Origin of the sequence: Paenibacillus sediminis, assembly GCF_017873765.1 — a bacterium.
GTDB classification, from domain to species: Bacteria; Bacillota; Bacilli; order Paenibacillales; family Paenibacillaceae; genus Paenibacillus_AG; species Paenibacillus_AG sediminis.
The window spans coordinates 1-12,444 of record NZ_JAGGKP010000002.1 but is presented as its reverse complement, the minus strand read 5'-3'; the positions used below and the strand labels follow the sequence as shown (position 1 = coordinate 12,444).

Annotated in this window: 9 protein-coding genes and 1 rRNA gene; 9 read left to right on the top strand and 1 reads right to left on the bottom strand. The window is 44.8% G+C overall.

Annotated features, from left to right (window positions below):
- Nucleotides 1–9: 9 nt before the first annotated feature.
- From rfbB to ligA, 8 genes are all read left to right on the top strand, one after another.
- Nucleotides 10–1,032, top strand: coding sequence for a dTDP-glucose 4,6-dehydratase (gene rfbB, locus J2Z20_RS07250; protein ID WP_209847462.1), 1,023 nt, complete (start codon nt 10–12; stop codon nt 1,030–1,032).
- Nucleotides 1,029–1,898, top strand: a complete 870-nt coding sequence (rfbD, locus tag J2Z20_RS07245; RefSeq protein WP_209847459.1) for a dTDP-4-dehydrorhamnose reductase — start codon at nt 1,029–1,031, stop codon at nt 1,896–1,898. The genes rfbB and rfbD overlap by 4 nt, the downstream gene beginning before the upstream one ends.
- Nucleotides 1,898–2,842, top strand: coding sequence for a glycosyltransferase family 2 protein (locus J2Z20_RS07240; protein WP_209847456.1), 945 nt, complete (start codon nt 1,898–1,900; stop codon nt 2,840–2,842). Before rfbD ends, J2Z20_RS07240 begins: the two co-directional genes overlap by 1 nt.
- Before the next feature lie 226 nt (nt 2,843–3,068).
- On the top strand, nt 3,069–3,992 hold the full coding sequence (locus J2Z20_RS07235) for a glycosyltransferase family 2 protein (RefSeq protein ID WP_209847453.1): 924 nt from the start codon (nt 3,069–3,071) through the stop codon (nt 3,990–3,992).
- Entirely contained in the window at nt 3,992–5,398 is a 1,407-nt protein-coding gene (locus J2Z20_RS07230) for an undecaprenyl-phosphate glucose phosphotransferase (protein WP_209847450.1), read from the top strand. Before J2Z20_RS07235 ends, J2Z20_RS07230 begins: the two co-directional genes overlap by 1 nt.
- Before the next feature lie 131 nt (nt 5,399–5,529).
- On the top strand, nt 5,530–6,216 hold the full coding sequence (gene pcrB, locus J2Z20_RS07225) for a heptaprenylglyceryl phosphate synthase (protein WP_245252091.1): 687 nt from the start codon (nt 5,530–5,532) through the stop codon (nt 6,214–6,216).
- Nucleotides 6,217–6,243: 27 nt separating this feature from the next.
- Nucleotides 6,244–8,538 (top strand): DNA helicase PcrA, encoded by a 2,295-nt coding sequence (pcrA, locus tag J2Z20_RS07220; RefSeq protein ID WP_209847447.1) that lies wholly within the window; start codon nt 6,244–6,246, stop codon nt 8,536–8,538.
- Between the two features lie 31 nt (nt 8,539–8,569).
- Entirely contained in the window at nt 8,570–10,582 is a 2,013-nt protein-coding gene (gene ligA / locus J2Z20_RS07215) for an NAD-dependent DNA ligase LigA (RefSeq protein ID WP_209847444.1), read from the top strand.
- Nucleotides 10,583–10,642: 60 nt separating this feature from the next.
- On the opposite strand, the gene J2Z20_RS07210 is transcribed toward ligA, so the two are convergent.
- Nucleotides 10,643–11,890 carry a molybdopterin-dependent oxidoreductase gene (locus J2Z20_RS07210; protein WP_209847441.1) on the bottom strand — a complete coding sequence of 416 codons (1,248 nt, stop codon included), beginning with the start codon at nt 11,888–11,890 and terminating at the stop codon, nt 10,643–10,645.
- A gap of 363 nt (nt 11,891–12,253) precedes the next feature.
- On the opposite strand from J2Z20_RS07210, the gene J2Z20_RS07205 reads away from it, so the two are divergent.
- A 16S ribosomal RNA gene (locus J2Z20_RS07205) occupies nt 12,254–12,444 on the top strand; the annotation flags it as partial.

Genomic DNA, 12,444 nt, shown 5'->3' with positions numbered 1-12,444 from the left:
AGGCACTTCATGAACTTGCTAGTAACTGGTGGCGCCGGATTTATTGGAAGTAACTTTGTAATGTATATGCTACGTGAACATCCGAATTACGAGATTGTAAATATTGATGCTCTTACATATGCGGGAAATTTAGAAAATTTAAAATCTGTTGAACAGAATCCAAACTATTCATTCATCAAAGCTGACATTCGTGACGCTAAAGCGATAGATGAAGTATTCCAACAAGGTATTGATGTGGTTGTCAATTTCGCAGCTGAATCACATGTGGATCGAAGCATTTTGGAACCAGATGTGTTTGTGAAGACCAATGTATTTGGTACTCAAGTACTGCTAGACGCTGCAAAGAAATATGGAGTGACGAAGTTCGTACAAGTATCTACTGATGAAGTATACGGTTCGTTAGGAGAAACTGGATTATTTTCTGAGACGACACCCCTTGCACCGAACAGCCCTTACTCAGCTAGTAAAGCGGGCGGAGATTTGTTAGTGCGTGCATATCATGAGACTTTTGGGATTACAGTCAATATTACAAGATGTTCGAACAACTATGGACCATATCAGTTCCCAGAGAAGCTTATTCCGCTCATGATCTCAAGAGCATTAAACGATCAGCCGCTTCCTGTGTACGGAGATGGACTCAATATTCGTGACTGGTTGTATGTTGAGGATCATTGCAGTGCCATTGATTTAGTTATACATGAGGGACAGGACGGCGAAGTGTATAACATTGGCGGTAATAACGAGCGGACAAATGTTCACATTGTTAAAACTATTTTAGAGCAGTTAGGCAAACCAGAATCTCTTATCACTTATGTACAAGACCGCCCTGGGCATGACAGACGATATGGCATTGATCCAACGAAAATTACGACTGAACTCGGCTGGAAACCAAAGCACTCTTTTGAAACTGGAATTAAAGAGACCATTGATTGGTATCTAAATAACCAAGAATGGTGGATGCGTATTCAGTCCGGTGAGTACGAACAGTATTATGAGAAACAATATGGAATTCGCTTTGGAGATTTCAAATGAAAGTATTAGTAACGGGAGCGAGCGGACAGCTAGGACAAGATGTTGTGTCTCTTTTTGCAGAAGCTGGTCACACCTTACTAGGGTGTGATCGGCAGATGCTAGATATAACGAATCAAGAGCAGTGCTTTACACTCGTAAACGAATTTCATCCTGATGTCATCATTCACTGTGCGGCTTATACTGCAGTAGATGCGGCGGAAACGGATATCGATCAGGCGTATGCAGTGAATGCTATGGGGACTCGTAATATTGCAGTCGCGGCTGAAGCTATTGGAGCAAAAGTGTGTTACATCAGTACGGATTATGTGTTCGATGGCACTTCAGAGCTTCCTTATCATGAGTACGACAATACGAATCCGCAGAGCATTTATGGTAAATCCAAGCGTGCGGGTGAAATTTTGGTGCAAAGCCTATCTTCTCGCTATTTTATTGTACGGACATCATGGGTGTATGGAATACATGGACATAACTTTGTGAAAACGATGCTTAAGCTAGGTCAAGAGAAGCCTGAACTCAAGGTAGTCCATGACCAAAAAGGTTCTCCTACGTATACTGTTGATCTTGCCAACTTCTTGCTAGAGCTTGTGACGACTGAAAAGTATGGCATTTACCATGCGTCAAATACGGGTGAGTGTACGTGGTATGAATTTACTAAAGCCATTCTTGAGGATGCTGAGGATCTCCTTCAAATGAAGATCACGGCTCGAGTCGAGCCGTGCACTACAGAAGAGTTTCCTCGTCCTGCACCTAGACCTCGTAATTCAGTTATGGAACATCTATCTATTCGAGCGAATGGTCTGACGGATTTACGTCCTTGGCGAGAAGGATTGAGGGCGTTTCTACTAACGTTAAAGGAATATCAATAATGGTCAAAACTGTTAGTGTCCACATCGTTACATATAATAGTGCTGCTGATATAGCTGATTGCTTGGCTGCGGTTCGGGATCAATCCTACCCTATTTATGAGATTATAGTGATTGACAATGCATCTCAGGACGATACCGTTAGTGTGGTCGAGCAAGTCATTTCTAACATGCCTGAGCAGCCTATCACTATTGTGAGTAATAAGCAGAATATTGGTTTTGCTCCAGCTCATAATCAAGCGATTCGGATGAGGAACAGCGATTATGTACTAGTTCTTAATCCTGATGTTACGATTGGTGAACATTATGTGCAGCTACTAGTAGAGCAGGCTGAGTTGCAGAGGAATGTTGGCAGTTTAACGGGCAAGTTACTCCGAAAATCCAATCCTGAATTGGTAGATAGTACGGGTCTAACGATGAATAAAGCACGAAGAGCTTTTGATCGAGGGGCAGGAGATGTGGCTTCTAATTGGAATGAGTCAGGCTTTGTGTTCGGGGTATCGGGAGCAGCTGCCTTGTATTCTCGCAGAATGATTGATGCAATTAGTATACAAGGTCAGTTCTTTGATGAGTCCTTTTTCGCTTATAAAGAAGATGTGGATGTGGCGTGGCGAGCGAATTTGCTTGGGTGGAAATCATATTATTGTGCCGATGCGTTAGCATATCATGAACGCGGATGGAAAGAGGGAGGACGTAAACGGCAGTCTCTCTTTATTCGCCAGATGTCTTATATTAATCGGTATAAGATGATTTACAAGAATGATAGCCGGATAAGTATACTTAAGAACCTATTACACATTCTTCCCTATGATATTGCCAGCAATTCATACTTTCTATTAAGAGAACCAAAGGTACTCGGAGCCTGGGGATCGTTTTGGAAAGAGCTTTCGGATTTGCGAGTGAAACGAAGAGAGATCCTAGATAAAAAAATGAACAAACACAAATAGACCGCCCCACGTCAAAGGCTCGGTCTATTTCTTGAGTACTTTACATCCGGCCGCTCTTTAAGCGGACTGTTTGTGCAGGGATCGGGCCTAAACCGATCCCTTATTTATATATGTTGTCATATACCTAAGTACCCTTCACCCTTGCATTTTCCCCCACTCAAAATCTATAAAATCCCTCTGTTACCAGCCTTTTTATGGTATAATATCCCCGAAAGGGGAGCCATTGATGGATGTCAGCATACTAATTGTCAATTACAATACACGCGAGCTAACGATGAACTGTCTCGATTCGGTATATGCCTCGAAGACAGACTATACATATGAAGTCATTGTAGTAGACAATGCTTCTACAGATGGATCTACAGCTGCCATCGAAGAGAGATTCCCCGAAGTAAAGCTTATACCTAACAACGATAATGTAGGTTTTGCCAAAGCGAACAATCAAGGCATGGATATCGCAAGCGGGCGATATACTTTGCTCCTGAATTCCGACACCATTGTCCAGCCGGATACACTGCAGACGATGGTCTCCTTCATGGACGAACATCCGGGGGTAGGAGCATCTGGATGTAAAGTGATTCTACCAGACGGTTCGCTCGATAAAGCATGCAAACGTGGTTTTCCGACACCGTCAGCTTCTTTTTACTACGCCTTTGGTTTCTCTAAGCTATTTCCGCACAATCCAAGATTCAATCAATATCAGCTAGGATATCTCGATCCGAACGAAGCTTATCCAGTTGATTGTCTAGTAGGCGCTTTTATGCTCGTGCGGCAAGAGGTGATTCAGCAGGTTGGTAAGCTGGATGAGACATTTTTCATGTATGGGGAAGATATTGATTGGTGTTATCGGATTAAGCAAGCGGGGTGGGAGATTCATTACTACCCAGCTACATACATCGTTCATTACAAAGGTGCGAGCAGCAGACGCAAGCCTTATAAAATCATATACGAGTTCCACCGGGCGATGGCTGTCTTCCACCGCAAACATTATAGACAGCAATACTCATGGTTAACGAACACTGCCGTATATACCGGAATAGCTCTGAAATTTACGTTATCTCTTCTTAAAAATAAATTGTTGCCGTCTCCAAGGGCGATTACGCGTCCTGCAAACTCAACATATAATCAAGCTAAGCCTGAGGTGAAATAATGATTCGCAAAAACCAGCGTTTTTTGTCAAATCTGTATATGCTCGTTGATTTTTTAGTGATTCAACTGTCCTTTGTATTAGCGTGGTGGATTAAATTTAGATCGGGATTGCTAGACTACAGCAGCCCTCTGCCAATTGAGAATTATGCAAAGTGGAGCTTATACTACGGAATTATTGCCGTTGTTGTTGGAGTCTTATTCTCACTCTACTCTCCTAAACGGAAAAAGAGATTTTCCGACGATGTCGTTAAGCTCTTACAAATTCATTTTATAAGCCTGTTCTCGTTATTAAGCTTTCTGTTTGTCGTGAAAGAGATGGACATCTCTCGTTCTTACCTAATTCTATATGTTTCTTTCAACGTGATGTTCATTATGCTGTACCGTTTCATGCTTAAGCGCATGCTCCAATATATGAGGCAAAAAGGATACAACCGCCAATATGTGCTCATTCTTGGTGCAGGCACACTCGGCAAGAGATTTCACGATAACTTGCGCTATTATCCTGAGCTTGGGTATCAAGTGGTTGGGTTTCTCGATGATTATCAGCAGTGGGACGGCATTGAAGCGAAGCGGTATAAACCGATCTTAGGCACGCTGGAAGACTTGGAAGATATTCTTCATAGTGTCCTCGTTGACGAAGTCGTACTCGCGCTTCCGCTTGAAGCGCATCATAAATATGCCCAGATCATCGCATCATGTGAAAAAGCCGGCGTGCGCACCATGATCATTCCCGACTTTTATGATTATTTGCCAGCACGTCCAATGTTCGATAATTTTGCAGGGATGCCGATGATTAACGTGCGCGACATTCCGCTCGATATTGTAGGGAACCGCATTTTCAAACGAATGTTCGACATCGTCTTTTCCTTATTCGCTATCATTATTACTTCGCCGATTCTTATCGCTTTATGCATTGGGGTGAAGCTTACTTCGCCGGGACCGATTATTTTCAAGCAGGAGCGCGTCGGACTCAACCGCCGTACATTTATGATGTATAAGTTTCGCTCCATGAAAGTGTTGGAACCTGGTACAGAAGACACCGGCTGGACGACGGAAAATGATCCGCGCCGTACGAAGTTCGGAGCATTTATTCGCAAAACGAGCTTAGATGAGCTTCCGCAATTTTTCAATGTGCTCCTCGGTCATATGAGTGTTGTGGGTCCACGTCCGGAGCGCCCATATTATGTCGAGCAATTCCGCGAGGAAATTCCGAAGTATATGGTTAAGCATCATGTTCGTCCGGGCATTACAGGCTGGGCACAGAGCAATGGTTTGCGCGGTGACACGTCGATTGAAGACAGAATTAAGCACGATATTTTTTACATCGAAAATTGGTCACTTTTGTTTGACATCAAAATTATTTTCAAAACGATTCTAAGCGGCTTCATGAATAAAAATGCATACTAATCTTGCCAGACGTACCCCGTTTTGCCTTGGTGCAAAATGGGGTATCTTTACTTGAAGCGATAAATTGACAGTCCTTCTATACTGACATAGACTAGGTTTGGAGACTTCGGCAGAAGTGGAGGAATTCGGCGTTGAAGCAAATGATCAAGCCCTGGAGGCACGTATTTAAGCTGGACCCGGACCGGGAAATTAGTGATGAAGCCCTTGCCAGAGTGTGCATGTCCGGTACAGATGCCGTGATGGTCGGAGGGTCGAGCGGGGTTACTTTTGAAAATACAGTGGAACTGCTCGCTCGCATTCGGCAGTATGACATTCCATGTGTGCTGGAGATTTCCGAACTGGAAGCGGCCGTGCCTGGCTTTGACTTATATATGATTCCAATGGTGCTGAACACAGGCAGTATCGACTGGTTGATTGGGAAGCATCAGCAAGCGATTGAGCAGTATGGATTCCTCATTCCTTGGGAATTGCTTGTTCCTGAAGGTTATATCGTGCTAAATCCGAATTCGACAGTAGGCAAGCTGACGGAAGCGAAGACCAATCTGTCCGCAGCAAGTGCTGCTGCTTATGCGCAAACGGCAGATCGGCTCATGTCTTTACCTATTGTTTATGTAGAATATAGTGGAACGTTTGGAGATATGAATTTGGTGTCGGCTGTACGCCAAGAGTTGCGCGGAGCGCAGCTTTTTTACGGAGGGGGCATTACGAACCTGCAAACCGCAAGGGAAGCCGCAGCCGCAGCAGACACTATCGTCGTTGGTAACATCATTTATGATCATTTAGAAGAAGCGTTATTAACGGTGCAAGCTGTAAAATAAATCAATCATCAGAAAGGAGCATGCATGATGCAAACCGTCAATATTCAAGAGGCTATTGCCAAGCTTAATCCGCAGCAGCGCGAAGCCGTCATATCTACCGAGGGACCGCTGCTCATTATGGCAGGTGCAGGCTCTGGTAAGACCCGCGTGCTGACTCATCGCATTGCTTATATTATTGCGGAACGTAAGACAGCGCCGTGGGGGATTTTGGCGATCACATTTACGAACAAAGCAGCGAGGGAAATGCAGGAGCGGGTGTCCAAACTCGTCGGAGCCGAAGGACGTGACATTTGGGTATCGACCTTCCACTCGATGTGCGTACGCATTTTGCGCAAAGATATCGAACGAATCGGTTTTTCCTCGAACTTTTCCATATTGGATTCTACTGATCAATTGTCCGTGATTCGGAACTGTATGAAAGACCTTAATATCGATACGAAAAAATTCGAGCCTAAAGCGATCCAATCGGTCATTAGCGCGGCTAAAAATGAATTAATTACACCGGAGTTGTATGAACAGAAGATCGGCGATTATTTCGAGGGAATTGTAGCGAAAGTGTACACCATGTACCAAAAGAGACTGAAAAGCAATAACTCGCTCGACTTCGACGACCTCATCATGGCGACTATTCAATTGTTTAAAGAAGTACCTGAAGTGCTCGAATTCTATCAGAAGAAATTCCAGTACATTCATGTCGACGAATATCAGGATACGAACCGTGCACAGTATATGCTAACGCGTATGCTTGCAGATAAGCATCACCGCATTTGTGTGGTGGGCGATAGCGATCAGTCGATTTATCGCTGGCGCGGCGCGGATATTAGCAACATCTTGAACTTTGAAGAAGATTATCCGGAAGCGAAGACCATTTTGCTTGAACAGAATTACCGCTCTACATCTAACATTTTGAATGCAGCCAATGAAGTGATTGCACTCAATAAGGGACGCAAGCCGAAGAAGCTGTGGACGGATAAAGGCGAAGGCGCCAAAATCAAAGTGTTCCGCGGTGACTCGGAGCATGATGAAGGTTATTTTGTAAGCTCGGAAATTCAGAAAAATGTAGGCAAAGGCCGAAATTATTCGGATCACGCCATTTTGTACCGTACGAACGCGCAGTCCCGGGTTATCGAAGAAATTTTAATTAAATCCGATATCCCTTATCAAATTGTCGGGGGCATCAAGTTCTACGACCGTAAAGAAATTAAAGACCTGCTCGCTTACTTGCGTCTGCTGTCTAATCCAGATGATGATATTAGCTTAACGCGTATTATTAACGTGCCGAAGCGGGGCATTGGGGATACGACGGTTGGGAAATTAGCAGATGCGGCCGCGCAGCGAGGCACTTCCATCTATCGAGTGCTTGAGTATGTGGATGATTTAGGACTTGCAGGAAAGACTCGCAATGCTCTAGTAGATTTCTATGATATGATCACTAACCTTCATAACATGGTTGAATACCTGTCTGTCACAGAGCTTACGGAGAAACTGCTCGAGATGACAGGGTACCGAATTGAGCTGCAAAATGAGAATACGATCGAGTCACGTTCACGCCTCGAGAATATTGAAGAGTTCTTGTCTGTAACTATGGAATTTGAGAAAAATAATGAAGATAAGTCGCTGGTCGCTTTTCTCACGGATCTAGCGCTCATCGCTGATATTGATTCTATGAACGATGACCCGGAAGAACAGACAGATGCAGTTATTCTGATGACGATGCACAGTGCGAAGGGGCTAGAGTTTCCGGTCGTATTTATTATCGGGATGGAAGAAGGGGTGTTCCCGCATAGCCGTGCTTTCATGGACGATGAAGAGTTAGAAGAGGAACGCCGCCTTGCTTATGTAGGGATTACGCGTGCGGAGGAGCAGCTCTTCTTGTCTTGTGCGCGTACGCGTACGCTCTTTGGCCGCACGACACAAAATCCGCCGTCCCGTTTCTTGGATGAAATTCCGGATGAATTGAAGGAAGATACGGCGATGGCTCGCGATCGTTTCCGCCGCGGAGGCAATGTAGGCGGTGCATACAGCGGCAGAGGTATAGGCAGCAGCGGCGGCAGTAACTTTGGGGGACGGAGCACAGGTTCGTCTTCTTCCGCCAAAGTGACCGTAACTACCGGGGCCCCTGGACAATCCACTGCGGAAGCGGGCAGTAAGCCAGACAGTTTCCAAGCTGGCGATAAAGTCGCACATAGCAAATGGGGCACAGGCGTCATTGTCTCGATTAAAGGTTCAGGCAATGATACAGAACTGCAAATTGCTTTCCCTGCACCAGTTGGCTTGAAACGTCTGCTTGCGGGCTTCGCGCCAATTACGAAAGTAGAATGATAATAAGTATTAAACGGAGGTATGTCCCTGCATGGATCCATTAGCTACAATGGAGCAGCTCGTGGCCGAGCTGAATAAGTACAATTACCATTACTATACACTCGATAAACCGCTCATTAGCGACAAAGAGTATGACAGTCTCTACGACCAGCTCGTGAAACTGGAGAAAGAGACAGGGGTTATTTTGCCTGATTCGCCTACACAGCGGGTTGGCGGCGAACTACTGAAAGGCTTCGAGCCTCACCGCCACCTTGCTCCGCTGTGGAGTCTCGATAAAGCGCAAAATGTAGAGCAGCTACAAAGCTGGAACAATCGGGTTCTAAAGCTGGTGTCTGACTACAACAGTAAAAACCCTGACCATCCTCTGCCTCATCCGTCCTATGCGGTAGAACTTAAATTTGATGGTCTAACGCTTAACCTTACTTATACAGACGGCAAGCTTGTGCAGGCGGCAACTCGCGGTAACGGTGTAGTAGGCGAAGGGATTCTAGCTCAAGTGAAGACGATAAAGTCCGTACCTCTTACGATCCCTTATAAAGATGGAACGATTGAAGTTCAAGGCGAGGGCATTATGAATCTTTCTGTGCTGGCGGCATACAACGAGAAGGCGGCTGAGCCGTTGAAGAATGCCCGCAATGCTGCGGCCGGAGCACTTCGCAACTTGAATCCGAAAATAACGGCGGAACGCAAACTGAGCGCGTATTTTTACAATGTGGGCTATTCCGATGGAATAAAGTTTAATAATCACCGTGAAATGATGGAGTTTCTTCGAGAGAACCATTTTAAAGTGAATCCATTTATTTCTTATTTCGATCAGTTTGAGGGTGTAATCGATGAGCTGAAGAAGATCGAGGAACGACGTTCTGAACTGGACTATCTTATTGATGGAGCGGTTGTCAAAATAGTAGACATGCGTACGCGCGATGTGCTCGGATATACCGATAAGTTCCCGCGCTGGGCGGTTGCTTTTAAATTTGAAGCGGAAGAGACAACGACAATACTTGAATCGGTAACTTGGGAAGTAGGGCGTACTGGGAAAATAACGCCAGTTGCGCGTGTAACCCCTGTTGAGCTCGCTGGTGTTACGGTACAAAATTGTACGCTGAACAATATTGGCGACATTGAACGCAAAAACTTAAAATACGCTCTAGGCACAAGTGTATTCATTCGCCGGTCTAACGAAGTGATTCCTGAAATATTAGGCAAAGTGACCGATGAGAATGACGGTGAGGAGATCATTTATCCGAAGCATTGCCCAGCTTGCGGTTCTGAACTTGAGCAGCGCGGGGCACATCTATTCTGTAACAACAGACTGGGATGCAAGCCGCAGATTATTGGCCGTATCACACATTTTGCATCTCGGGACGCAATGGACATTGAGACATTTAGTGTCATGACTGCAGAGCAGCTGTACGATGAACTAAATGTGCGTGAACCAGCGGATCTATACACATTGCAATTTGAAGATTTAATTAAGCTGGAGCGTTTTGGGGAGAAGAAAGCAACCAACCTGCTTGAAGCGATTGAGAAAAGCAAGCACCGCGATCTAGCATCATTCCTATTTGCGCTCGGTATCCCGAATACTGGGAAATCGACGACGAAAGTACTCGCGGATCATTTCCGCAGTCTTGATAAGATCATGTCCGCCTCCGCTGAAGAGTTGATGGAGCTGCCAGATATCGGTGGTATTGTTGCTGACAGTATCGTTAGCTTCTTCAATGACCCTGTCATGCAAGCGGGCATTCAGAAGATGCTCTCGCTTGGAGTCGAACCCAAAGCGCCTGATAAGCCGCAAGTGGTCCGTGAGGACTCTTTCTTCTCTGGTAAAACGGTTGTACTTACAGGTACACTGCACCAAATGAGCAGGGAAGAGGCGGCAGAGAAGCTTGAAGCACTCGGGGCAAAAGTAACTGGCAGCGTATCGAAGAAAACGGACTTAGTTATTGCTGGTGAGAAAGCCGGTAGCAAGCTGGCTAAAGCCCAAGCTCTAGGTATTCAAGTTATTGATGATGAGGACGAGTTTATTAGATTGCTTGAGTCGTAAGAGTGAATAAGCAAAATTAGCTATACAGCATACTAAAAGCAGCCGAAATCGGCTGCTTTTTTAAATGTCCATTTTATTCTTAGGAAGCCATGCATCCGTATCGTAGCCTCGCTGTTCCCAGTAGCCAATATGATCTTCTTTGATCAGTTCAATACGGGTGAGCCATTTAACAGATTTGTAGCCATACATTTTAGGTACGATTAAGCGCACAGGTCCGCCAAGCTCGCTGGAGATCGGTTTACCGTCAAGCATTACAGCAACCATAACATCATCTAATCTAGCTTGCTTTAATGTGAGAGAATCTGTATAGGTGCCATCTCCTGAATAGAACTTAACTGTTTTAGCCTGTTCGTCGACCCCCGCTTGATCAAGCAATTGCTTAAGGGGTATTCCTTCCCATGTATTATTGTATACCGACCATCCTGTTACACAATGAAAATCACTCACTTGCACCGTACGCTTGAGCTGGACGAACTGTTCCCAGTTCCAGTTCAGCTTTTGCTTAACGAGTCCATCTACGGTAAAAGACCAGTTGCTGTTATCAAAGAAAGGAATGTCCGTCACCGTATAAACTCGATAATTCCCTTTCGCTCCTCCGCCAATGGGAGGGGACGAAGCGGGTAATGGAACAGGGTCTGGAATGAGCTGATTTGCGTTATACTGTGACAGTTCATTAACCTGGTAGGGATTCAGTAAACTCCCCATCCATTTTACAAAAGAAGGTCCGAGTGTAATAGTGAGTCCTGCTCCGATCGCTAATCTCACAAATTCGCGTCTAGTATAGAGCGGCTGATTATTTTTTTGCGCTGCAACAGTCCTAGCTTTATTTTCAATGATAATTGTACGGCGACTTGGTTCTTTGAGCCATCTTGTTCTCGTTATCGAATGATAGATAATATAAGGAAGTCCAATCCACGTGAGCAAATCATGAATGACTAATGCTGAATTAGACCAGGCGGGGCCGACAGCTTTAAATTGCCACAGGAGTACACCCGATACGAACCATCCGAGCAGGAGAGCGAGAACAATGATTACATTCGTTTGTTGCCACGGTTTACCTTTAAGCTGTCTCCAATGTTTGCTGGCTAGGAGAAGGTAGTATAAGACGGGAACAATGAGGGCGATTCCTACGCCGATATGGAGCCATTTCAACCATACCCTAACCTCACCAAGAATTTGTCTCCAAAACCCAGATAGCAGGATCAAGCCAGAGAGAGCTAGAAAGAGCACCATCCAGCCGTTCCATGCATGAATTTGGGCGAGTTTTTTGCCGTAGCCTTTTCTAATTTGGTTCATCCACGAGCTCATGGATATCACTCCGATCAGGATGACATCTTGTTATTATCAATAATCTATTAATGATTATAACTTACAATGACCAACTGTAAAAATTTGTTCTATTGTCAAAAGTTAATGATCGTGATACATTATTACATGTCGCTTCTACGACATACAAATGAACTGAATAACATCAGTGAATGTCGATAAAAAAGATGTTGACAACACAATAAGAACCTGATAGAATCTATAAATGTTCGACAAAATATGATATAAAGTGAGTCGGACATCATAGAAGTAAGTTCCTTGAAAACTGAACAAATGGATCGCGTCAATAATTATTATCGATTCAATTTGAATCGTCAGCATTAAATGAGCTAATCGCTCTTCACTTTATTGGAGAGTTTGATCCTGGCTCAGGACGAACGCTGGCGGCGTGCCTAATACATGCAAGTCGAGCGGAGCTGATGAGGTGCTTGCACCTCTGAGGCTTAGCGGCGGACGGGTGAGTAACACGTAGGCAACCTGCCTGTAAGACTGGGATAACCCACGGAAACGTGAGCTAATACCAGATAGACAAGACC

Excerpts from the sequence above, each read along its gene's own strand:
- rfbB (WP_209847462.1), top strand. The coding sequence starts at position 10 with ATGAACTTGCTAGTAACTGGTGGCGCCGGATTTATTGGAAGTAACTTT.
- rfbD (WP_209847459.1), top strand. The coding sequence starts at position 1,029 with ATGAAAGTATTAGTAACGGGAGCGAGCGGACAGCTAGGACAAGATGTT.
- J2Z20_RS07240 (WP_209847456.1), top strand. The coding sequence starts at position 1,898 with ATGGTCAAAACTGTTAGTGTCCACATCGTTACATATAATAGTGCTGCT.
- J2Z20_RS07235 (WP_209847453.1), top strand. The coding sequence starts at position 3,069 with ATGGATGTCAGCATACTAATTGTCAATTACAATACACGCGAGCTAACG.
- J2Z20_RS07230 (WP_209847450.1), top strand. The coding sequence starts at position 3,992 with ATGATTCGCAAAAACCAGCGTTTTTTGTCAAATCTGTATATGCTCGTT.
- pcrA (WP_209847447.1), top strand. The coding sequence starts at position 6,244 with ATGCAAACCGTCAATATTCAAGAGGCTATTGCCAAGCTTAATCCGCAG.
- ligA (WP_209847444.1), top strand. The coding sequence starts at position 8,570 with ATGGATCCATTAGCTACAATGGAGCAGCTCGTGGCCGAGCTGAATAAG.
- J2Z20_RS07210 (WP_209847441.1), bottom strand. The coding sequence starts at position 11,890 with ATGAGCTCGTGGATGAACCAAATTAGAAAAGGCTACGGCAAAAAACTC.